The organism is Gordonia sp. NPDC003504 (assembly GCF_053587995.1).
This window is the reverse complement of sequence record NZ_JBSFPC010000005.1, coordinates 110,831-131,248: the sequence shown is the minus strand read 5'-3', so window position 1 is coordinate 131,248 and position 20,418 is coordinate 110,831. Positions and strand designations below refer to the sequence as shown.

At 68.7% G+C, this 20,418-nt stretch carries 20 protein-coding genes; 12 read left to right on the top strand and 8 right to left on the bottom strand.

Annotation, left to right across the window (positions count from 1 at the left end; genetic code table 11):
- Nucleotides 1–10: 10 nt before the first annotated feature.
- Together ACWDPV_RS11700 and ACWDPV_RS11695 are read right to left on the bottom strand one after the other, a co-directional pair.
- Nucleotides 11–958, bottom strand: coding sequence for a hypothetical protein (locus ACWDPV_RS11700; RefSeq protein ID WP_449743094.1), 948 nt, complete (start codon nucleotides 956–958; stop codon nucleotides 11–13).
- Nucleotides 959–1,055: 97 nt separating this feature from the next.
- Entirely contained in the window at nucleotides 1,056–1,619 is a 564-nt protein-coding gene (locus tag ACWDPV_RS11695; protein ID WP_449743093.1) for an HhH-GPD-type base excision DNA repair protein, read from the bottom strand.
- 104 nt (nucleotides 1,620–1,723) lie between these two features.
- Between ACWDPV_RS11695 and ACWDPV_RS11690 the strand changes: the two genes are divergently transcribed.
- Together ACWDPV_RS11690 and ACWDPV_RS11685 are read left to right on the top strand one after the other, a co-directional pair.
- Nucleotides 1,724–2,206 carry a hypothetical protein gene (locus tag ACWDPV_RS11690; protein ID WP_449743092.1) on the top strand — a complete coding sequence of 161 codons (483 nt, stop codon included), beginning with the start codon at nucleotides 1,724–1,726 and terminating at the stop codon, nucleotides 2,204–2,206.
- 164 nt (nucleotides 2,207–2,370) lie between these two features.
- Nucleotides 2,371–3,849: a sugar porter family MFS transporter gene (locus ACWDPV_RS11685; protein WP_449743091.1), complete on the top strand. Its 1,479-nt coding sequence runs from the start codon at nucleotides 2,371–2,373 to the stop codon at nucleotides 3,847–3,849.
- 15 nt (nucleotides 3,850–3,864) lie between these two features.
- Here the strand turns inward: ACWDPV_RS11685 and ACWDPV_RS11680 are convergent, their stop codons facing one another.
- The 4 genes from ACWDPV_RS11680 to ACWDPV_RS11665 all read right to left on the bottom strand — a co-directional run bounded on the left by ACWDPV_RS11680 (nucleotide 3,865) and on the right by ACWDPV_RS11665 (nucleotide 7,780).
- Nucleotides 3,865–4,554, bottom strand: a complete 690-nt coding sequence (locus tag ACWDPV_RS11680) for a lysoplasmalogenase family protein (RefSeq protein ID WP_449743090.1) — start codon at nucleotides 4,552–4,554, stop codon at nucleotides 3,865–3,867.
- On the bottom strand, nucleotides 4,551–5,807 hold the full coding sequence (locus ACWDPV_RS11675; protein WP_449743089.1) for an alpha/beta hydrolase family protein: 1,257 nt from the start codon (nucleotides 5,805–5,807) through the stop codon (nucleotides 4,551–4,553). The genes ACWDPV_RS11680 and ACWDPV_RS11675 overlap by 4 nt, the downstream gene beginning before the upstream one ends.
- On the bottom strand, nucleotides 5,804–6,742 hold the full coding sequence (locus tag ACWDPV_RS11670; RefSeq protein ID WP_449743088.1) for a hypothetical protein: 939 nt from the start codon (nucleotides 6,740–6,742) through the stop codon (nucleotides 5,804–5,806). Before ACWDPV_RS11670 ends, ACWDPV_RS11675 begins: the two co-directional genes overlap by 4 nt.
- Nucleotides 6,743–6,943: 201 nt before the next feature.
- Nucleotides 6,944–7,780, bottom strand: a complete 837-nt coding sequence (locus tag ACWDPV_RS11665) for an Rv1157c family protein (protein WP_449743087.1) — start codon at nucleotides 7,778–7,780, stop codon at nucleotides 6,944–6,946.
- A gap of 351 nt (nucleotides 7,781–8,131) precedes the next feature.
- Between ACWDPV_RS11665 and ACWDPV_RS11660 the strand changes: the two genes are divergently transcribed.
- From ACWDPV_RS11660 to ACWDPV_RS11640, 5 genes are read left to right on the top strand one after another with little or no spacing between them, the layout of a single operon-like run.
- Nucleotides 8,132–9,160: a thiamine ABC transporter substrate-binding protein gene (locus ACWDPV_RS11660; protein WP_449743086.1), complete on the top strand. Its 1,029-nt coding sequence runs from the start codon at nucleotides 8,132–8,134 to the stop codon at nucleotides 9,158–9,160.
- Nucleotides 9,160–10,788 (top strand): ABC transporter permease, encoded by a 1,629-nt coding sequence (locus ACWDPV_RS11655; RefSeq protein WP_449743085.1) that lies wholly within the window; start codon nucleotides 9,160–9,162, stop codon nucleotides 10,786–10,788. Before ACWDPV_RS11660 ends, ACWDPV_RS11655 begins: the two co-directional genes overlap by 1 nt.
- On the top strand, nucleotides 10,788–11,858 hold the full coding sequence (locus tag ACWDPV_RS11650) for an ABC transporter ATP-binding protein (protein WP_449743084.1): 1,071 nt from the start codon (nucleotides 10,788–10,790) through the stop codon (nucleotides 11,856–11,858). Before ACWDPV_RS11655 ends, ACWDPV_RS11650 begins: the two co-directional genes overlap by 1 nt.
- Complete coding sequence (locus ACWDPV_RS11645) at nucleotides 11,855–12,271, top strand: (deoxy)nucleoside triphosphate pyrophosphohydrolase (RefSeq protein ID WP_348807221.1); 417 nt, start codon at nucleotides 11,855–11,857, stop codon at nucleotides 12,269–12,271. Before ACWDPV_RS11650 ends, ACWDPV_RS11645 begins: the two co-directional genes overlap by 4 nt.
- Nucleotides 12,268–13,197: an EamA family transporter gene (locus tag ACWDPV_RS11640; protein WP_348807222.1), complete on the top strand. Its 930-nt coding sequence runs from the start codon at nucleotides 12,268–12,270 to the stop codon at nucleotides 13,195–13,197. The genes ACWDPV_RS11645 and ACWDPV_RS11640 overlap by 4 nt, the downstream gene beginning before the upstream one ends.
- A 216-nt stretch (nucleotides 13,198–13,413) precedes the next feature.
- Here ACWDPV_RS11640 and ACWDPV_RS11635 read toward each other — a convergent pair whose 3' ends face one another.
- Nucleotides 13,414–14,061, bottom strand: a complete 648-nt coding sequence (locus ACWDPV_RS11635; RefSeq protein WP_449743083.1) for a lysophospholipid acyltransferase family protein — start codon at nucleotides 14,059–14,061, stop codon at nucleotides 13,414–13,416.
- A gap of 61 nt (nucleotides 14,062–14,122) precedes the next feature.
- On the opposite strand from ACWDPV_RS11635, the gene ACWDPV_RS11630 reads away from it, so the two are divergent.
- Nucleotides 14,123–14,743 carry a TetR/AcrR family transcriptional regulator gene (locus tag ACWDPV_RS11630; protein WP_449743082.1) on the top strand — a complete coding sequence of 207 codons (621 nt, stop codon included), beginning with the start codon at nucleotides 14,123–14,125 and terminating at the stop codon, nucleotides 14,741–14,743.
- 197 nt (nucleotides 14,744–14,940) lie between these two features.
- On the opposite strand, the gene ACWDPV_RS11625 is transcribed toward ACWDPV_RS11630, so the two are convergent.
- Nucleotides 14,941–15,117: a hypothetical protein gene (locus ACWDPV_RS11625; RefSeq protein ID WP_348807225.1), complete on the bottom strand. Its 177-nt coding sequence runs from the start codon at nucleotides 15,115–15,117 to the stop codon at nucleotides 14,941–14,943.
- Between the two features lie 143 nt (nucleotides 15,118–15,260).
- Between ACWDPV_RS11625 and typA the strand changes: the two genes are divergently transcribed.
- From typA to ACWDPV_RS11605, 4 genes are all read left to right on the top strand, one after another.
- A complete protein-coding gene (gene typA, locus ACWDPV_RS11620) occupies nucleotides 15,261–17,171 on the top strand; it encodes a translational GTPase TypA (protein ID WP_348807226.1) in 1,911 nt (636 codons plus the stop codon).
- Nucleotides 17,172–17,284: 113 nt separating this feature from the next.
- The gene (locus ACWDPV_RS11615) at nucleotides 17,285–19,168 is read left to right on the top strand and encodes an ABC transporter family substrate-binding protein (protein ID WP_449743272.1); all 1,884 of its coding nucleotides are present in this window, start codon (nucleotides 17,285–17,287) and stop codon (nucleotides 19,166–19,168) included.
- Nucleotides 19,165–20,037 carry an N-acetyl-1-D-myo-inositol-2-amino-2-deoxy-alpha-D-glucopyranoside deacetylase gene (gene mshB, locus ACWDPV_RS11610; RefSeq protein WP_449743081.1) on the top strand — a complete coding sequence of 291 codons (873 nt, stop codon included), beginning with the start codon at nucleotides 19,165–19,167 and terminating at the stop codon, nucleotides 20,035–20,037. Before ACWDPV_RS11615 ends, mshB begins: the two co-directional genes overlap by 4 nt.
- Nucleotides 20,037–20,411, top strand: coding sequence for a facilitated glucose transporter (locus ACWDPV_RS11605; protein WP_449743080.1), 375 nt, complete (start codon nucleotides 20,037–20,039; stop codon nucleotides 20,409–20,411). The genes mshB and ACWDPV_RS11605 overlap by 1 nt, the downstream gene beginning before the upstream one ends.
- Nucleotides 20,412–20,418: the final 7 nt, after the last annotated feature.

Genomic DNA, 20,418 nt, shown 5'->3' with positions numbered 1-20,418 from the left:
GCCCGCGGCGCTACGGCGAGATCTGTGGTTGGTCCGGGGTCTCCCGGCCGCCCCGCTGCGGCCCGGTGACGTCGCCGGTGCCCTTTGCCCCGCGCGTCAGGCGCTTGGGCAGCCGGTCGGCGAGCCCACCGAGCGGCGCCACCGACTGATTCAGCAGATCGACGGTCTCGGCGAGCTCATGCACGGTGTCCTGCATCGCCAGCAGATTCGGGGCGAGTTCGCTGATGACCTCGGTCAGCTGGGTGATCAGGTCCAGGGGGCCGCCGGGTGCGATGGCACGTTCCACCGCACCGTTCTCACCGACGAGCTGATCGAGAAGCCCGTCGTCCTCGGCCATCCGATCAAGGATGCCGCCGGCAGCGGTGACCTTCTCCAGGACGCCGTCGGGTGCGGTCAGTTTGTCGACGATGCCGCCCTCGGAGGTGAGACGTTCGAGGATTCCCTCGTTCTCGGTGAACTGATCGACGACACCGCCCGTGCGGGTGAGTCGGTCCAGCGGTCCGTCCTTCGCCGTCAGCCGCGTCAGGATGCCGCCGTCCTCGGTCATCTGATCGAGGATGCCGCCCGGCGCGGTGAGCTTGTCCAGCAGGCCGTGTTCGGCGGTGAGTCGGTCGATCACCCCGCCGGGGACCAGAAGGCGTTCCAGCGGCCCGCCCGGCGCGACGATCCGCCCGAACGGCCGGTCCGGACCCAGCAGGTCGGCGAGTTGGCCGAGGAGCGCCAACGGAGCCCGGGTGCTGCCGAGTTCGTCACCGGAGATGCCGAGGGCGTGGTTGACCTCGCTCTGCACGCTCGCGGCGGTGATACGGGCGATGTTGATCGCCGATTCCGCGGCGGTCAATGTCACGCCGGTGACGGCGAAACCGATCTGGAAGGGGAACTCGACCAGCGCGCGTACATCGATCTGAGCGCTACCCGTGTCGCGTCGGCCCGCATCCTTGCCCGTGGGTGAACCCATGAGCGCACTGTAGGCCATCGGAGGCGGCGATCGTCGCCGGCGTCACTCCTCGGTGGCGTCATTCCACGGTGGCGTCATTCCACGGCGGGGTTGCGGCCTACTTCTTGGCGGCCGCCTTCGCGGCCTTCTTGAACTCGCGCACCTTCAGCAGGGATTCCGGGTCGGTCACGTCGGCGACCGACCGAAAGCCCTTCTTGCCGTAGTCGCCGACGACCTTCGTCCACCCGGTGGGCGTGACCCCCAACTGCTTTGCCACCAGCGCGGTGAAGATCTTGGCCTTCTGCTCACCGAAGCCGGGCAGGGCACGCACCCGCGCCAGCAGATCCGCGCCGGTGGACGCTTCGGTCCAGATCCGTTCGGCATCGCCGCCATACTCCTCGACCACGACACGCGCCAGTTCCTGCACACGCCCGGCCATCGATCTGCCGTACCGGTGAATCGCCGGTGGGGTGGCGCACAGGTCGGCGAAGGCCTCGGGATCGGCGTCGGCGATCGCGGCGGGATCGAGGCTGCCGAAGCGGTCGCGGATCTTCGCCGGCCCGGCGAAGGCGCGCTCCATCGGAAACTGTTGATCCAGAAGCATCCCGGTGAGCAGCGCGAACGGGTCGGTGGACAGCAACTCGTCGGCGGCCGGGTCCTGGGCAATCTGCAGTTTCGCCATGCCCCGAGGGTAGTGCCCCTAGAATGAGCGCCATGCTGCGTGGGTCCGGACGTAGACGATCGGGGAGTGGGTCGGGGTTGTCGATACGACGAGGTGGAGTCCTCATGCGTCGCATCGGTTCGGTCGTGGTGGCGATGATGATGGCGGCCACGGCGTTGATCGGGGCGTCCTCGACGGCCGGTGCGGCCCCGAGTTCGCCGTCCAACTACGTCACCACCATCCGCTGTGACAGTGCCAATCCGTGGCCGGCGCCGCCGCTTCCGGTGTGGGTGGACGTCTACAACCAGATCGCCTTCCCGTCCGACGGGCTGCCGGGACCGGCTATCGCACTGATCGGATCGTCGCGGAGCAAACCCGGCGTGCTCGAGTTCACCGTCGAGGTGATGGTCACGTGGCGCAACAACGCGACCGGTCGCACCGGGACGGTGCGCGTGCCGAGCCGCGCGCAGACGGTGAGCTGGGAGGTGGTGCTGCACCCCGGTCGTGGTCCGGTGTCGTTCACCATCCATCAGAAGATCGGTGCGCTGGCGTTCGTGCCGATGGTCAACGCGCAGACCTCTACATGTGGTGGCCGGGCCACGGCCTGAGCGGCTGCACCCGACTGAGGGCGAACCGTTTCCCCGGGTAACCATCGGACATCGAACGGCGGGTCTCCGGGTGAAACCCCGCGGAATGCACCACTTGGCCGAGTAGCGTAAGCCGCAGTCGTCCGATCGATTCCAAGCGACGGACCCGGACAGATGGGTTCTGCATGTCTGAAGCGCACAACGCGGAGATCGCGGAGCAACATACGGCCAAGGTGATCGCGGTGTCGATCGCCGCGGCGGTCGGTGGTTTCCTCTTCGGTTTCGACAGTTCGGTCATCAACGGTGCAGTCAGCTCCATCCAGGACACCTTTGAATTGAGCTTCCTGGTCAACGGATTCGCCGTCGCGATCGCGCTGCTCGGGTGTGCGGTGGGTGCCTGGTTCGCCGGCCGACTCGCCGACGTCTGGGGCCGTAAACGGGTGATGCTGCTCGGCTCGATCCTGTTCGTCATCTCGGCGATCGGGACGGCCTACACCCAGACGCTGTGGGATCTGTTGCTGTGGCGCGTCCTCGGTGGTCTGGGCATCGGCATCGCGTCGGTCATCGCGCCGGCCTACATCGCCGAGATCGCGCCCGCCCGCTACCGCGGTGCCCTCGCGTCGATGCAGCAGCTGGCGATCACCCTCGGCATCTTCGCGGCGTTGCTCTCGGACACCTTGCTGCAGAACACCGCCGGCGGTCCCGAACAGGAATTGTGGTGGGGCCTGGAGGCATGGCGGTGGATGTTCCTCGTCGGTGTCGTCCCGGCGGTGATCTACGGTCTGCTCGCCCTGTCGATCCCGGAGTCGCCGCGATATCTGGTGGGCCGCAACCGAGATGAGGAGGCCGCCCGCATCCTGCAGGAGGTGACCGGTGAACCGAATCCGCTTGATCGGGTCAAGGAGATCCGACTGACGGTCAAACGGGAGAAGGCCAGTTCGCTCTCGGATATCCGCGGTCCGTCCTTCGGTTTGCACCCGCTGGTGTGGGTGGGTATCTGGCTCGCCGTCTTCCAGCAGTTCGTCGGCATCAACGCGATCTTCTATTACTCCACGACGCTGTGGGAGTCGGTCGGATTCTCCACCGACGACGCGTTCACGACCTCGGTGATCACCTCGGCGATCAACGTCGGCATGACATTCGTAGCCATCCTGTTCGTCGACCGCATCGGCCGCCGGGTGCTGCTGCTGTGGGGCTCGATCGGTATGTTCATCGGTCTGGTGATGGCGTGTGTGGCGTTCACCCAGGCGTCGACCACGGTGGTGGACGGCGCGCCGAAGACCACCCTCGACGACCCCTGGGGCACCATCGCCCTCATCGGTGCGAACCTGTTCGTCGTCGCCTTTGCCGCCACCTGGGGGCCGGTCATGTGGGTGATGCTCGGCGAGATGTTCCCGAACCGCATTCGCGGTGTCGCACTGGGCGTCTGCACTGCGTTCAACTGGATCGCGAACTTCATCATCTCGATGCTGTTCCCGCAGATGAGCAAGGTCGTCGGACTCGGCTGGATCTACGGTTTCTTCGCGTTCTGTGCGGCGGCGTCGTTCTTCTTCGTCAGGTTCAAGGTGCGCGAGACCAAGGGGATGGAACTCGAGGACATGGATGCGGTCGCCGACTCGGAATTGTCGGCACGGGCGAGTAGGACGGCCGCCAAGGCCAAGTGATCACCTCGGTGATCGTCAGTCCGCAAGGCCGTCGACGAGCAACGCCTGCGCCGCGAAATAGCTTGCCAGCACCCAGGTCTCGGTAAGTTGCCGCAGGCCCGGGTGGCCGATCAGATGACGCCGGTTGAGGATCGTGAGATCCGATGCGAGGAACAGCAGCCCACCCACGCGCAGCGCGGGCTGATTTGTCGGTGCGTCGGCGGCAAGGGCCGACATGGTGGCGAGCGTGTTGCCGTAGGGGCCGAGCACCGCGAGCAGCCGAGGCCGGTGCGCGGCGATCACGGCGGCGGACTCGCCGAGGACCGCCACCCGTGGGAGCAGGGTTCGTGCACGGGGTCGAGCACCCCGTCGCCAGAGCAACGCACAGTAGGACAGTTGGGCACCAGCGAACAGGGTGGCGCCGCCCGCGAGCCGAGAGTCCTTGAGGGTCAACGGATGCCCCACTGCGAGCCGGCGCTCACCGTCGGCCGGCGACGGAGCGGTGAACTCCTCGAGGAGCATCGCCCGATCGCCGGCCGCCGAGAACGTCACTGCCGCGGTGAGCAACGCGTTGTCGATCCCCGACCGGCCCCGCCATCCGCGGATGACCGCCCCGGCCAACAGCGCCAACGGAATCGGCTTGGTGACGGCGGCGCCTCGTCGGGATCCGAGGGCGCCGACGACGGAGGCGAGCGCGGCGGCGGCGACGTAGGTTCGCGAGATCACCGGGTCACACGCGCGACGAAGGCGCGGACGTCGTTGTCCGACATGGACTCCGCCTGCGACGCGACGGGCGTGAGGTAGGTCCGGCCGTCGACGAGGCGGTCGGTGCGGGCGTCGGTGATGTACTTCAGCGTCAACGGCACGATCACCGCGGAGTCCTGCAGGGTCTGCGACATCAGCACCGGTCGGGTGAATCCGCGTGTCGGCAGAGTGGATGCGCTCGTCAGCAGCGTGGTGAGGTCGGTGTTGCCGGAGAGTGGTTTGCTGAACAACGAGCCGAGGTCGAGTCCGGTGGCCGCACGGGTGAGGTCTCCGACGCAGAGGTCCTTGGCCTTGGCGACCCAGGACCGCCCGGTGTCGGTCAGGTAGGCGTTCAGGCCGACCTCGGGGTGGGTCTCACCGATCGCGGCCAAGGTGTACAGCGCGTCGGCCACCCACACCGGGGGTGCGGTGATCGTGGTGGCGGGCCCGAGTTTGCCGATCACGGAAGCGAATTCGGCCGGGATGGAGGTGGCCGCGGAGCCGCGGTAGTCCATATCCGCACTACGGGCACCGGAGACGCCGCGAGCCAGGACGACCGCCGCGGACGCGCCCTGACCCTCGCCGACCACCGCCCACCTGCGGGACAGCTGGTCGGAGATGTCGTGCCCGGCCGCCACCGCGTCGACGATGTTGCGTGCGGTGGCCTGGAGGTCGAAATACTGTGGGGTGCCACTGGTTCCGAGCCCCGCATAGTCGGTGCCGACCACCGCGTAGCCACGGCTGAGCCAGGTGCGCAGCGCGTCGAGGTCGGCGTCGGTCGGGTGGACCGACGGCGCACATTCGTCGGCGATACCACGGGAACCGTGTGCCAACGCCACGACCGGGTAGCCGCCGCGCGGCGCCGAACGGGTGGGGAGGTAGAGCGATCCGGTCGACAGATGCGGCTGGGCGTCGGCACCCACGCTCCAGTACGTGAACTGATAGCCGCGCCCGGCGCCCGCATACAGCCGCGAGCCGGGGATTTCCCGATTGGCGTAGACGGTCCCGGGTTGTCCGCCGGCGGTCATCGCCGCGGTCCCCGTCGATGTTGTCGGCGCGGAGGTGGTGGTGTCGGCCGGGGATGCCGAATCGACGGCGGCCTCGGGATCGGCCTGGGCCAGGCCGATGACCGATCCGGTGACCCCGGTGGCCACGGCGATCACGGTGGCCACCGCGGCGGTTGCCGTCCGGGTTCTGCGTGCGACCCAGCGGGGTCTGCGTCGGATGGTGATCATGCGCTGACGACGCCGACCGCGGGAAGGAAGTAACAGGTGGTCTCACCGTTCTGGGCGGTTCCGTAGACGGCCGAGAGGATGGTGCCCTTGCCGGTGTTCACCGGTGCCAGACGTACGGCGCCGAGCTGGTCGAAGATCTTCGACATGATGGCGTTGTTCTGGCCGCCCAGGGGTTCGAGGTCGGCGAAACCGCCCTGCAGGGTGCTGGTGTTGAACCACGCCACCTGGATCTTGCCGCCGGTGGTCGCGGTGGCCGGCACGAACGCGTATGCGGTCTGGCCGTCCTGGACGAGATTGAACGGTTTGAGAGCGGGAAGGTTCGGGAAGAGCTGCTGCAGCAGTGTGTTGAGGGCGGTGGTCGGTTCGGTCTTCATCGGCCACGGGCCGGCCACCGCACCGGCGCCCGCGGTGACCAGACCGAGCGGGTTGTCGGCGGTGGGGGCCGCGCAGAACGGTGCCACAGAGGGCGTGAAGGACTGAATTCCCAAGGTGCGCAACACTGACAGTGGATCGGTGGAGGCGGCGACATCGGTGCTCGCGGCAACGGTGGTGCCGCCACCGGTCAGCCCGTCGAGAGGTAACTGACCGAGCAACGCGGTGATCTGATCCGGAGAGATCTGTCCCACGCTGTTCTTGATGGTCTCGGCGGCCTTGAGGGCGATCTGATCGGCGCCGGCATCCTTCAGCGTGCGCACGCCCTGGGCCAGTGCGCTGTCGAGGGGCACGGCGCCGAGTTCCATCTCATCGGGCAGCAGACCGTTCGGAGTCGAGGGCGTCGCCGTCGAGGGGGCGGCCGGGGATGCCGGTGCTGCCGGAGTGGTGGCCGGGGCCGCATGTGCGAGTCCTGCACCGCCGGTCGCGACGGCGACCGCGACGGCGAGGCCGGAGACGGTCCTCACCAGGCGGCGAGGTCGGGTACGGATGGCGCTGCTCATAGTTCTCCTCGGGCGCAAAACGCCCCACCCGGGAAGGTGGGACGGATGTGACAGATGATGCTTAAGTTAAAAGAGAACACGAATGTTGCGATGTGAACAAGCTGAGAAGCCGAGTTGTGATGTGGCCGCGATCGATGGGAGATGCTCGGAACGCAGCAGCGCCCCGGCCGATCGGCCGGGGCGCTGGCGTCGTGGGTGTGCTCAGATGATTGCGAGCCCGATGGTCGGCGCGATTGTGCAGGAGATGACGCGGCCCTTGGTCTTGGTGGTCACGTCGCCGTAGATCGTGGAGATGATGCGGCCCTTGCCGGTGCTCGCGATGCCGGTGAAGGTTCCCGGCCCGCTGGTCGCATTGATCTTGTCGTTGCGTTTGAGCTGCGTCTGCCCGGTACGACCGTTGTCGATGTTGATCCAGCTGGCCCACAGCTTCCGCGACGGGCTGTTGATCGCCGGGCCCGTGCCGAGGCTGGTGTAGACGTATCCGGCCTGTCCACGCTTCGGGCCGGGGGCCGGCGCGGCCTGCGGGCCGGCGGTCACCAGGGCGCGGCCGAGGGAATTGCCGTTGCCCGGCATGCAGCCGAAGCCCAATGTCGGGTAGAGGAACTGCTGGATCTTCGGTGCGCCCGGTCCCTGCGGGATCTCCGGCTCGCCCGGCTTGGCGACCCGGCGCTCGGCGACCTGTGCGGCGGCGAGTTGCCGTTCACCCGGTTCGCCGAGGAAATCGACGATCTGCTGCCAGATCTCGCGGACCTGGGCGGGCAGCTGGCGATTGTCGGCCATGGCCTGGGCCTGGTGGATCAGATCGGGATTGATCTGCCCGTCGGGACCCGGCGTGGTCACCGAGCCGATGATCGCGGGTGCGAACGCGCCGAGCGAGTCGAGGGTGCGCTGATCCGGCTGGGGGGCCGGGGTGCTCGGCGCTGCCGATGTGGACGGGGCGGCGGGTGTCGTCGGTGCTGCGGAGACGACGGCAGGGATGGCCAACGACATCGCGAGGGCGGCGGTGGTGGCCGCGATCAGGCGATGGGGTCGTCGCATCGATGCATGATGTCGCACGAGGCTGGTGTCCTCACAAGAGTCGGTGTGGGCCGACATCGGAGCGGGCCCACGAGGTCGCGGATCAGTCTAAGCCCCATGGGAGGGGCGGTGTCCAGGCAGCCTACCGCGCGCCAGCTGTTGCAGATGTGACTATTGATGCAATTGTTACTGATGGTGCGTCGCTGGTGGTGTCGTGTGACGGGCGACGACCTGGTTAGATCGATCCGGTGTGCTCCCGCGGGCGCGCTGATCCTCACCGCACCATCCTTTACCGCATCACCGTCCAGCTTCACCCGTACAGGGAGTCCCGTGAGCAACCCATATGGCCGTGTCCGACCGCCCCGATCGCCGATGCCCGCACGACTCGTGCGTGTCGGCGTCGCGCTGATCACGATGATCGTCGGTGCGGCGACCATCACCGCCTGTGGCGACAACGCGCAGTCCGGCGCCGAGGTCACGATGCTCACCCACGACTCGTTCAGCCTGCCCCACGACGTCCTCGACACCTTCCGCAACGAGACCGGACTGACGCTCAAGGTGATCAAGAGCGGCGATGCGGGCCAACTCGCCTCGACGGTGTCGCTGACCCCCGGATCGCCCAAGGCCGACGTCGTCTACGGCATCGACAACACCTTCGCCTCCCGGCCCATCGACGCCGGGGCGTTGGAGGCCTACGCCCCTCCCGCGGCCGCCAATGGTGCCTCGGAGTTCGCGATCGCCGGCGCCGAAGATCAGCTGACGGCGGTCGACCGCGGTGACGTGTGCCTGAACATCGACGACACCTGGTACTCCAGCCGCGGCCAGCAACCGCCGAAGAGCATCCGTGACCTGACCGAGCCGTCGTTCGCCGCGCAGGCCGCGCTGCTCGACCCGGGGACATCGTCGCCGGGAATGGCGTTCCTGCTCACCACGGTCGGAATGTTCGGGAGCAACTGGCAGTCCTTCTGGAAGGACGTCAGCGGCGGCGGTGCGGCCATCGTGTCCGGGTGGGAGATCGCCTACAACCAACTGTTCAGTGCGGGTGAGGGTCACGGGGACAAGCCGATCGTGCTGTCCTACGCCTCGTCGCCGGCCGCCACACCCGGCACGAGCGCCCTGCTCGACGGGTGCTTCCGTCAGGTCGAATACGTCGGCATCCTCAAGGGCACCCGCAACGCCACCGGGGCACGCAAGGTCATCGACTTCATGCTCAGTCCGACGGTGCAGCGCGCACTGCCGTCGTCGATGTACGTCTATCCCGTGCAGAAGAACACGCCGCTGCCCGACGGCTGGGCGCAACGTGCCCCGCTACCCCAGTGGACGGTGACCCTGCCGCCGGAGTACGTCACCCAGAACCGGGACTCGTGGCTCGAGCAGTGGCGGGCCGCGGTCGGTCGCTGATGGTCGCAACTCCCGGCCGGGCGGCTACCGCCAGTGGGGCAGTCGCGCTCCGGGTGATCCCGGTGGCGTTTCTGGCGATCTTCTTCCTGTGGCCGGTGGCGGCGCTGGTCCGGCGCGCGATCACCGTGCGCAAACCCGATGATTCGATCGGCGCGCTCATCGATCGGACCCACGCCTGGCACCTCTTGGGAGTCACGCTCGCCCAGGCGGGCGCCTCGACGCTGCTCGCGCTCGTCGTCGCAATCCCGATCGTCTGGCTGTATGTCCGGATGCCGGGCGCGGGGGCGGTGGTGCTCACGGTGATCGTGACGGTGCCGTTCGTGTTGCCGACTGTCGTTGTGGGCGTGGCATTTCGGGCACTGTTCAGTGGCCCCCTCGACGGGCTGGGTATCGGCGACGGGTGGACCGCCGTGCTCGCTGCACACGCCTTCCTGAACGTGGCGGTCGTGGTGCGGGTCGTCGGGGCGGCGTGGCGATCGCTGGACACCCGCGCCGAGGAGGCCGCGCGCACCCTGGGCGCCTCGCGGTCACGTGCGTGGTGGACGGTGGTGGCGCCACGGCTGATGCCGGCGCTGGGCGGGGCGGCCACCCTGGTGTTCCTGTTCTGCTCCACCAGCTTCGGGGTGATCATCATCCTCGGCGGCGGGGCGCTGCGCACCCTGGAGACCGAGATCTACACCCAGGCCGTCGGCTACTTCCGTATCCCCGAAGCGGTCCTGTTGTCGATGCTGCAGATCGTGGTGGTGGTCGCGGTCCTGGTGTGCAGCAGGGTCTTCAGTGATACCGGCTCGTCGTCGGGTTCGGCCCGGGCCGGTCGTCGCCCGCCGCCGATCGTCGGCGTCACCTGGCTCGCGATCATCGGCGCCTGGGCCTGGACACTGGCGCTACTCGTCGGGCCGATCCTGGCGCTCGCCATCCGTTCGGTGCGTCCGAGCGTCGGTGGGCGGTGGACACTCGACGGATACCGGGCCATGTCGGTGCCCGTCAACGGTGTGACGCCCCTCGCCACACTGCGGTATTCGTTGACGACCGCGCTGCTGGCGATGGTGATCGCGGTGGTGGTGGGTCTGCTCGCCGGCCTCGCGTTGCATCGCTCGCGGGGAGTGGCCGGGGTGATCGGCAACGGACTTGCGATGATCCCGCTCGGAATCAGTGCGGTGACACTGGGTTTCGGCTATCTCATCGTGCTCGCCGCGCTCCCGCCGGAGGTCGCGGCGTCGCCGGTGGTCATCCCGTGCGTACAGGCACTGATCGCGATACCCGTCGTCGTCCGCATCGTCATCCCGGCACTGGAGGCGGTGCCGCAGCGGTTGCGTGAAGCGGCCGCGGTTCTCGGCGCCTCGCCGCTGCGGGTGTTCGCCACCGTGGATCTGCCTCTGATCGGCCGATCTGTCGGTGCGGCAGGAGGGTTCGCTTTCGTGATGGCGCTCGGCGAGTTCGGCGCAACCAGCTTCCTCGCACGTGCCGACACCACGACGCTGCCGGTCATGATCGGGTCGGCACTCAATCGACCGGGAGCGACCGAACTGGCCACCGCGATGGCGGCCTCGATGGTGCTGGTGCTCGTCACCGCCGGTGCAGTGCTCCTCGTGGAGTTCCTGCGGCCGCGGACGGGGGCACTGATCTGATGTTGGAGCTCAATGGTCTGCGCGTCTCCTACGGTTCGGAGACCATCATCGACGGTCTCAATTGGTCTGTGGGCGAACGTGATTCGCTGGTGACCGCCTTGCTCGGACCGTCCGGCTGCGGCAAATCCACCGTGATCCGGGCGGTCGCCGGACTGCAGCGACCCGACGCCGGGACGATCCGCTTCGACGGCGTGGATCTCGCCCGGATCCCCGCGCATAAGCGCGATTTCGGCGTGGTCTTCCAGGACGGTCAACTCTTCACCGGACGCAGCGTCGCCGCCAATGTCGCCTACGGTCTGCGGATGCGCAGGTGGTCACGGGCCGCCATCGCCGAGCGGGTGGCGCAGATGCTCGACCTCGTCCGGTTGCCCGGTACCGGGAATCGCCGGGTGGAGGCGCTGTCCGGCGGGCAGGCGCAGCGCGTGGCGCTCGCGCGGGCGCTGGCCCCGCGGCCGCGTCTGTTGTTGCTCGACGAACCCCTCGCCGCACTCGATCGGCGCTTGCGGGACAGCCTCGCGACCGAGATCGCCGAGATCGTGCGGGAGGCCGGAACCCCGACGATCGTGGTGACCCACGACCATGCCGAGGCGGCCCTGATGGGTGACTTGATCGCGGTCATGCGCGACGGTGCGATCGTCCAGTCGGCCACCCCGGCGCAACTATGGAGCACGCCCGTCGATGCCTGGGCCGCACGGTTTCTGGGATGCACCTCGGTGATCCCGGCGACGGCGACCGCCGACGCCCGCCCCGGCTCTGACGCCGGTCCGCGCCGGTTCGACACCGGCCTCGGGCACATCGACCTCGATGTCGCCGCGGACTCCGTGGAACTCGGCCTGCGGGCCGAGTCGGTCCGGGCGACGCCGGTCGGTGCGACCGCAAAGGGATCGTCGGCAGAAGGATCGGCGATCCGGGGCTCGGTCCTCGTCGTCGCCGACCTGCCGTCCGGACCGCGACTACGGGTGCGCACCGAGTCCGGCGAGTACGACGCGGTCGGGCCGGCGTCGGTCGGCGTGGGCGACGTCGTCACCTTGCGCCTGGTGCCCGAACGGGTGGCGGTGATCGGGTCATGACGCCCCGACATGTCCTGGCCGGGGCGATCATCGATCCCTCGGGCCGCAAACTTCTTCTCGCGCAACGTGACCGACCGCCCGAGGTTGCCGGGCTCTGGGAGCTGCCCGGCGGCAAGGCGGAGCCGGGGGAGTCCGACGCGGCGGCACTGCGCCGGGAACTGGCCGAAGAGCTCGGCGTCGACGTCAGCGTGGGTGAGGCTCTGCGCGAACATGTTTCGCTGAGCGGCGACCTCGTCCTGGTGGCGATGTGGGCGCGGGTCGTCGACGGCGAGCCGGTGGCGCTCGAGCATCGCGCCGTACGGTGGGTCGATGCCGAGGAGTTGACGGCACTGGCCGCCGCGGCACAGATGGTGCCCGCGGACACGGCGTGGCTGCCACAACTGGTGGCGACGCTGGGGGAGCGCTCGCGATGAGTCGTCGGCTCGCACAGACGCTGACGGCGCCGGGATTGATGCTCGTCGGCGGTACGTCGATGTACCTCGGGGCCGCGATCGCGGTGGGCCTGTTCGATCGTCTCGAGCCCGCCGCGGTGGCGTGGTTGCGGATCGCCGGTGCCGCCGTCGCCCTGGTGGTGTGGGTGCGTCCGCCGGTGGCGGCCTGGCGTCGGGACCGACTCGTGCTTGCCGGGGTGTTCGGCCTGATCACCGCCGCGATGAACATCGCCTTCTACGAGGCGCTCGACCGACTACCACTGGGAACCACGGTGGCACTGGAGTTCCTGGGTCCGGTGGCCGTGGCCGCGTTCGGCTCCCGGACGCGGCGCGACATCGCCGCCCTGCTGCTGGCCGTCGTGGGTGTCGCGTTGATCGTCGACGTGCAGTGGTCGGCGACGCCGGCCGGGCTGGCGTTCGCGCTCATCGCCGCCGCGTGCTGGGCCGGATACATCGTGTTGGGCAAACGGGTGGCGCTGCGCGGTTCGGGGATCGAGGATCTCGCAACGGGTTTCGTCGTCGCCGCGGTCCTGACCTCGCCGCTGGCCTGGGGCCTGACCGACGCGTTCGATCCCGACGCCCCGACCCTTCGGCTGCTGGGTCTCGGTGTGCTGCTGGGCATCCTGTCCACGGCACTGCCGTATGCACTGGACCAGGTGATCCTGCGCAGCGTCGGGCGCGCGCAGTTCGCCATCCTGCTCGCCCTGCTGCCGGTGACCGCCGCGGTCGTGGGAGTGATCGTGCTGCGGCAGATCCCGCCCGCCGTCGAGATCGTGGGTATCGCGGCGGTGGCCGCGGCGATCGTCGTCCAGGCGGTCCGGCCGTCCGGCGCCGTGAACGACGCCGACGGTGCCGAGACCGATGGTGCCGTCACCGGAGACGGCCGGGCGACGCCACCCCCGAGCTGATTGCCGGCCGGCGAACTCCGCTGCCCACCGTCGTTGACAGCGCCCTCCTCGACGCTGACAGCGCTCGGTTTTTCGATGACAGCGCTCTCAATCCCGTTGACAGCGCTCAGTTCTCCGTTGACAGCGCTCAGTTCTCCGTTGACAGCGCTCTTGATTCGTTGACGGCGTCCGGCTTTTCACTGACGGCGCCTCCGCTGAATGTCGCGGCGATGAGGCTCATGGTCGCGAGGCGTACGTATCGACATAGGGCTGCCCGGCCAAGACGGCCACCTCACGCATGATCAGGTCGGTGGCGGCCCGGGGATCGGAGTTCGCGATGTCATCGTGTTCGACGGGGCGTCCGATGACGACGGCGACGCGATGTGGACGCCAGATCCGGGTATGCGGCGGGTTCACCCGGGCACTGCCCCGCAGGCCGATCGGGATAATCGGCGCGCCGGTGGCCTGCGCCACCCGGACGACACCCGTATGGCCCTGATAGACGGCGTCACCCGGTGTGCGCGTGCCCTCCGGGTGGATCGCCCAGACCTTACCGCGGTTCAACGTGTCGATGGCCGCACCGAGCGCCGAATCCGAGTGCGCGCCGCCGCGCCGATCGATCGGGATCTGGCCCATGGCCGAGAAGAACCATCGGGTGGCGGCGCCGATGGCACCCGGACGCTCGAAGTACTCGCTCTTGGCGACGAAGGTGACCCGCCGCCCGGAAATCAGGCACAGCAGCAGTGAGTCGATGAACGCGTGGTGGTTCGCGGCCAGGATGACCGGACCGTTGCGCGGCAGGTGTTCGCGTCCGATGACCTGCGGGCGGGTCACGATGCGCAGGATCGGTCCGATCGCCGCGTGTTTCGCCAGCGCATACCACATGGTTCCTCCTCATCGGCCTGCGTAGACAATGTCTACGGCGAAACTGGTAGACAATGTCTACATGACGGGTTGGGCCAGTGCAACGCCGACGGACTCCACCTCCGGCCGGATCGTCGCCGCCGGGATCGAGTTACTGGAGTCCGACGGCATCGACGGCGTGGGCCTGCGGGCGATCGCACGACGAGCAGGGGTGTCGCACGGGGCACCACGCCGGTACTTCCCCACGCACCGATCCCTGTTGGCGTCGATGGCCCGGGTGGGTCTCGAGGACCTGGCGGATGAGCTGGGGCCGATCCTCGGCGGCGATCGTGACCCGCGGACCCGGCTCTTCGATGCCGCCACCGCGTATGTCGATTTCGCGGTCCGGCGACGCGCCATGTTCGCGTTGATGTTTCGGCACGACATCCTCGACGGTGCCGGAGGTGACCTGCGCAGCCTGTCGGTGCCCTTGCTGACCGAACTCCGTCGGGTGCTCGACGCGGCGATCGACACCGCACCGTCGGGAAAGCGAGAGGCCCCCATGTCGGAGGGGCGTCGGTGGCGTCGCGCCGTGACGTTGTGGACGTCGATCCACGGCATCGCGGTGCTGGCCTCCATCCGCGCACTCGACCCGGTCGCCGACATCATCGACCTCGATGTGCGCGAACTCCTCGTCGGCGTCGTCGAGGCTGCGATCGGCTGATCGCTGCGGGTGAGGGCGCTGTCAACGTCAGGCCGGGCGCTGTCAACGACATCGAGAGCGCTGTCAGTGAAGTACGAAGCGCTGTCAACGGTGCGGGGAGCGCTGTCAGTGAGGAGGTGAGCGCTGTCAACGCAGGAGAGGGCGCTGTCAGTGCGGAGCTGAGCGCTGTCCGTGGGTAGGTGAGTGCCGCCGGCGCCTCAGGCCGCGCGAGCCTTCTTGAGCGCCTTGTTCAGGTCCTTCTTGCTCATGCCCGCGATGTCGAGTTTCGCCATCCGGTGGATGACGACGGGGCAGCGGACGCAGCGGGTCTTCGACCTGCAGCACTTCTTCTTGGGCGTCAGATCGCGTACCTTCGCCGGGTTGGGCTTGCCCATGCCCATGACCGTAGCATCGGCCCTGCCGGTGCCGGTCGACCTGCTGTGATCGCGGTCTCCCGGATGGACCCGATACCCTGTCAGCTGTCGTCAGTCCCATGGCCTGATCGTCGGCCCACCCCAAGCACACGAAAGAGATCTCAGTGAGCGCTGCTCCCAACTTCCGCAACGTCGCGATCGTCGCGCACGTCGATCACGGCAAGACCACGCTGGTCGATGCGATGCTCCGGCAGTCCGGGGTGTTCGGTGAGCGCGCCGAGCTCGTCGACCGCGTCATGGACTCCGGCGACCTCGAACGCGAGAAGGGCATCACCATTCTCGCCAAGAACACCGCGGTGCACCGTCGTCAGCCCGACGGCACCGAGGTCGTCATCAACGTCATCGACACCCCGGGTCACGCCGACTTCGGCGGCGAGGTCGAGCGTGGTCTGTCGATGGTCGACGGTGTGGTGCTGCTCGTCGACGCCTCCGAGGGGCCGCTGCCGCAGACCCGCTTCGTGCTGCGCAAGGCACTCTCGGCGTCGTTGCCGGTGATCCTGGTGGTCAACAAGACCGATCGCCCCGACGCCCGCATCTCCGAGGTCGTCGAGGAAACCCACGACCTCCTGCTCGATCTCGCCTCCGATCTCGACGAGGAGGCCGCCGCGGCCGCCGAGCTGGTGCTCGATCTGCCCGTGCTGTACGCCTCGGGCCGGGCCGGCATCGCGAGCACCGTCGAACCGGAGAACGGTCAGGTGCCCGAGGGAGAGAACCTCGACCCGTTCTTCGACGTTCTGCTCGAGCACGTCCCGGCGCCCAAGGGGGATCCGGACGCCCCGCTGCAGGCCCACGTGACCAACCTCGACGCGTCGCCCTTCCTCGGGCGTCTCGGGCTCGTCCGCATCCACAACGGCACCCTGAAGAAGGGCCAGACCATCGGATGGTGCCGCGAAGTCGACGGCGAGCCCGTCGTGGAGAGGGCCAAGATCACCGAACTGCTGGCCACGATCGGCGTCGACCGGGCACCCGCCGAGTCCGCGGTCGCCGGCGACATCGTCGCCGTCGCGGGCATGTCCGAGATCATGATCGGCGACACCCTCGCCGACGCCGAGAACCCGGTTCCGTTGCCGCGCATCACCGTCGACGAGCCGGCCATCTCGGTGTTCATCGGGACCAACACCTCCCCGCTCGCCGGCCGCGTCAAGGGCCACAAGCTGACCGCCCGCATGGTCAAGGACCGGCTGGATTCGGAGTTGATCGGCAACGTGTCGCTGCGCGTGCTCGACATCGGCCGCCCCGACGCGTGGGAGGTGCAGGGCCGTGGCGAGCTCGCCCTGGCGATCCTCGTCGAGCAGATGCGCCGGGAGGGTTTCGAGCTCACCGTCGGCAAGCCGCAGGTGGTCACCCGCAAGGTCGACGGCAAGGTGCACGAACCCTTCGAGCACCTGACCATCGATGTCCCCGAGGAGTATCTCGGTGCGGTGACCCAGCTCCTGGCGGCACGCAAGGGCCGGATGGACCAGATGAACAATCACGGCACCGGATGGGTCCGGATGGAGTTCACCGTGCCCTCGCGCGGCCTGATCGGTTTCCGGACCGACTTCCTCACCGAGACGCGCGGCACCGGCATCGCCAACGCCGTCTTCGACAGCTACGGCCCGTGGGCCGGCGAGATCCGGGCGCGGCACACCGGCTCGCTGGTCAGTGACCGGGCGGGCACCGTCACCCCGTTCGCGATGATCCAGCTCGCCGACCGCGGAACCTTCTTCGTCGATCCCGGCGACGACACCTACGAGGGTCATGTCGTCGGCATCAACCCACGTGCGGAGGATCTCGACATCAACGTGACCCGCGAGAAGAAGCTGACCAACATGCGTCAGTCGTCGGCGGACGTGATGGAAACCCTGGCCAAGCCGATGCAGCTGGATCTGGAGGGGGCGATGGAGTTCTGCGCCGGCGACGAGTGCGTCGAGGCGACCCCCGAGGTGGTGCGGGTGCGTAAGGTGCACCTGGATGCCACGACCCGCGCCCGGGAACGGTCGCGCGCCAAGACGCGCGACGCCGCCGCGGGCTGATCCGTACGAGGCGTTGAAGTCGGGGGTCATGCAGGTGTGGGGGTGAACGGTTGGTGGAGGAGCAGGCACGGGTGCACCGACGGGTGAGTTCGAGGTGGCGTCGGTGGTCGCTGATGATGGCGGCCGTCGTCTCGGTCCTCGCGATGGCCGGGTGTACCGCCGACCCGCCACCGCCCGTGCGCGACACCGCCACCCCGCAGACCCCGGCCGAGTACCCGAACGAGAAGACCATCTACGTCGCCACCGAATCGATCGGTGCGGGATTCAACCCGCATCTCGGTGCCGATCAGAGCCCGGTGACCACGGCCATCGCCGCGATGACCCTGCCGAGCGCCTTCCTGCCCATCCAGACGCCCGATGGGGTGGTGTGGCAGCGCAACGACGCGGTGGTCACCTCGGCGGAGGTGACCTCGACGAGCCCGTTCACCGTGACCTACCGGATCCAGACGAACGCGCAGTGGTCCGACGGGCTCCCCGTCACCGGGGACGACTTCAACTACCTGTGGCAGCAGATGTCGCGGCAACCCAATGTGGTGGCCCCCGCCGGGTACCGGCTGATCGATTCGGTGACGTCGAGTTCTGGCAGCAAGGTCGTCGAGGTCCGGTTCGCCCAGCCCTATCCGCGGTGGCGTGAGTTGTTCACCGATCTGCTGCCCAGCCACGTCCTGCGCGGCGCACCGGCCGGTTTCCAGACGGGCATGGACTCCGGGAAACCGGTGTCGGCCGGTCCTTTTCAGGTGTTCTCCATCGACACCACCCGCGACGAGGTGCGGTTGATCCGCAACGACCGCTACTGGATGACGCCGTCGACGCTGGATCAGATCGTGTTGCGGCGCGCGGGTACCGACTCGCAGATGATCGATTCGATCCGCTCCGGCGGTTCGGCGATGGCCACGGTCGGTGCCGGTCCGGCCACCTCCGCCGAACTGGCGGCGGTACCCGGCGTGACCGACCAGCGCAGCCCGACGTCGCGGGCCCTGACGATCAGCGTCAACGCCCGGACCCCGGTGATGAGCCGGGTGGAGGTCCGCCGCGCGATCCTCGGCATGATCGACACCAACCTCGCGACCCTGGCCGGCGCCGGTGACCGGGTGGTGGCGCAATACGCGAACACCGTGTATGCGCCGACCGATCCGGGATATTTCCCGGTCACCCGGACGCGTCCGGGCCCCGAGGCCATCGACGGTCTGCTCGCGGCGGCCGGATACCGGCGGGGAGCGGCGGCGTCGAACACTGCATCGAGCACTGCGTCGAACACGCCGGCGAGCGGCACGGCCTCCTCGGCCCCCACCTCCGGGTCGGCGAGTACCACCGCCCCGTCGTCCCCGGCCGACGAGTCCGCTCCGGAGTCGTCGGAGCCGTCGTCGACCACCACGATCCCGGCGGTTCCCGAAAGTGTTGCGCCGTATCAGCGCGACGGCCAGGACCTGGTGGTGCGGGTGGGCTCGATCAGCGGTGATCCGCGCTCCACGTCGGCGGCGTCGAACATCGTCGATCAGCTCCGTGCCAACGGGGTCCGCGCGGTGGTGGTACCGCTGCCCAACAGCGACCTCTACGGTGTCGCGCTCACCGAGTCCCGGGTCGATCTCGTCGTCGGCTGGACCGGACTGGGGGTGCCGCCGGCCGCGGCCCTCGCCTCCCAGGTCGATTGCGACCAGCCGAAGCCGGGAACCGAACCCTCCTTGTCGACGCCGCCGACCCCGACGAGTGTCGCGCCGAGCCAGGATGCCTCCGGTGCCGACAGCGTCTACGCCAGCAACATCTCGGGCGTGTGCGATCCGGCACTGATCGACCTTGCGCGAGCGGCACTCTCGGCCGAAGACCCCACCGACCTGCTCAATGACGCGGAGCCACTGCTGGCGGACGCGGCGATCTATCTGCCGCTCTACCAGGACAGCATGGTGGTCGCGTTGACACCCGCGGTCACCGGGGTGCCGCTGTCCGGACCCATCCAGGTCTCCGTCTACGGGACCGCGGCCACCTGGGATGTGCGATGACCCCGTCACGACGCCTGTTGCTCCTGCACGCCCATCCCGACGACGAGACGATCATGACCGGCGGCACCATCGCCCGCCATCTGGCGCAGGGCGTCGACGTGCGGGTGCTCACCTTCACCCTCGGTGAGGAGGGCGAGGTCATCGGCGACGAGTGGGCCCGGCTCGTCGCCGACGGAGGTGCCGATCAACTCGGCGGCTACCGCATCCACGAACTCACCCGCGCCCTGGCCGAACTGACCCCCGAGGGTCGGGAGCCACTGCGTCCGCGGTTTCTCGGCGGCGCCGGACGCTGGCGCGATTCCGGGATGGCGGGCACCCCGTCCGCCGAGCATCCCCGCGCCCTGGCCCAAGCCCCCTTCGAGGAGGTGGTGGCGGCACTGGTCGACGAGATCGTCGAATTCGACCCTCAGGTCGTGGTGACCTATGACGCCGCGGGCACCTACGGGCACCCGGACCACAAGACCGTGCACGAGGCCTCGGTGGCGGCTTTGCCGATCGCCGCCGCCCGCACCGGACGACAACCCGCGGTGTATGAGTCGGTGACGGAGCGAACGGCCCTGTCGGTGGGTCTGGCCGCCGCCGCCGACCGCGTTCCGCACGGCTGGCGGATGCCCGCCGACGGGGAGTTGCCCGATTACCCCGATGATCAGATCACCACCGAGATCGACGTCACCTCCGTGCTCGACCGCAAGGCGGCAGCGCTCGCGGCGCACGCCACCCAGGTGACGGTCTCGGCGTCGGGCACCGAGTACGCGCTGTCCAACAACATTCTGCAGCCCGTGTTCACCCACGAACATTTCATCCGGCGGGACGCGGCGCAGGCCGCGGGGACACGTGCCACCGACCTGTTCGCCGGGGTGGCGCGCTGATGCGTCCGGTCGACCGGATCCTGCTGGGGCTGCTGATCCTCGACGGTCTGGTCGTCGGTCTCCTCTCGGTCGGATTCTGCTACCTGCGGTTCTGGGGTCAGCCGATTCCCGTGGTGGCCGTCGCGGCCGGGATGGTCAACGTTGTGCTGCTCTGGCTGGCCGCTCGTCACACCGACGGGCCGCTGCGGTTCGGCCCGCTGGTGGCGTGGCTGATCGTGGTGCTCGTCGCCGCGTTCGGCGGGCCGGGCGGCGACGCCGCGCTCTACCTCGGCGGGACCACCGTGGCCGCCACGCTCATGCTGGTGGTGTTCGGTCTGGGTCTGCCGGTGGTGCTCATCTGGTCGGGGCGTTTGCCGGAACCGGACATCGAATAGGGCGGAC

Excerpts from the sequence above, each read along its gene's own strand:
- ACWDPV_RS11645 (WP_348807221.1), top strand. The coding sequence starts at position 11,855 with ATGACGCCCCGACATGTCCTGGCCGGGGCGATCATCGATCCCTCGGGC.
- ACWDPV_RS11640 (WP_348807222.1), top strand. The coding sequence starts at position 12,268 with ATGAGTCGTCGGCTCGCACAGACGCTGACGGCGCCGGGATTGATGCTC.
- ACWDPV_RS11660 (WP_449743086.1), top strand. The coding sequence starts at position 8,132 with ATGCCCGCACGACTCGTGCGTGTCGGCGTCGCGCTGATCACGATGATC.
- ACWDPV_RS11665 (WP_449743087.1), bottom strand. The coding sequence starts at position 7,780 with ATGCGACGACCCCATCGCCTGATCGCGGCCACCACCGCCGCCCTCGCG.
- ACWDPV_RS11625 (WP_348807225.1), bottom strand. The coding sequence starts at position 15,117 with ATGGGCAAGCCCAACCCGGCGAAGGTACGCGATCTGACGCCCAAGAAG.
- ACWDPV_RS11635 (WP_449743083.1), bottom strand. The coding sequence starts at position 14,061 with ATGTGGTATGCGCTGGCGAAACACGCGGCGATCGGACCGATCCTGCGC.
- ACWDPV_RS11685 (WP_449743091.1), top strand. The coding sequence starts at position 2,371 with ATGTCTGAAGCGCACAACGCGGAGATCGCGGAGCAACATACGGCCAAG.
- mshB (WP_449743081.1), top strand. The coding sequence starts at position 19,165 with ATGACCCCGTCACGACGCCTGTTGCTCCTGCACGCCCATCCCGACGAC.
- ACWDPV_RS11670 (WP_449743088.1), bottom strand. The coding sequence starts at position 6,742 with ATGAGCAGCGCCATCCGTACCCGACCTCGCCGCCTGGTGAGGACCGTC.
- ACWDPV_RS11630 (WP_449743082.1), top strand. The coding sequence starts at position 14,123 with ATGACGGGTTGGGCCAGTGCAACGCCGACGGACTCCACCTCCGGCCGG.
- ACWDPV_RS11650 (WP_449743084.1), top strand. The coding sequence starts at position 10,788 with ATGTTGGAGCTCAATGGTCTGCGCGTCTCCTACGGTTCGGAGACCATC.
- ACWDPV_RS11605 (WP_449743080.1), top strand. The coding sequence starts at position 20,037 with ATGCGTCCGGTCGACCGGATCCTGCTGGGGCTGCTGATCCTCGACGGT.
- ACWDPV_RS11700 (WP_449743094.1), bottom strand. The coding sequence starts at position 958 with ATGGGTTCACCCACGGGCAAGGATGCGGGCCGACGCGACACGGGTAGC.
- ACWDPV_RS11655 (WP_449743085.1), top strand. The coding sequence starts at position 9,160 with ATGGTCGCAACTCCCGGCCGGGCGGCTACCGCCAGTGGGGCAGTCGCG.
- ACWDPV_RS11615 (WP_449743272.1), top strand. The coding sequence starts at position 17,285 with ATGATGGCGGCCGTCGTCTCGGTCCTCGCGATGGCCGGGTGTACCGCC.
- ACWDPV_RS11695 (WP_449743093.1), bottom strand. The coding sequence starts at position 1,619 with ATGGCGAAACTGCAGATTGCCCAGGACCCGGCCGCCGACGAGTTGCTG.
- ACWDPV_RS11690 (WP_449743092.1), top strand. The coding sequence starts at position 1,724 with ATGCGTCGCATCGGTTCGGTCGTGGTGGCGATGATGATGGCGGCCACG.
- ACWDPV_RS11675 (WP_449743089.1), bottom strand. The coding sequence starts at position 5,807 with ATGATCACCATCCGACGCAGACCCCGCTGGGTCGCACGCAGAACCCGG.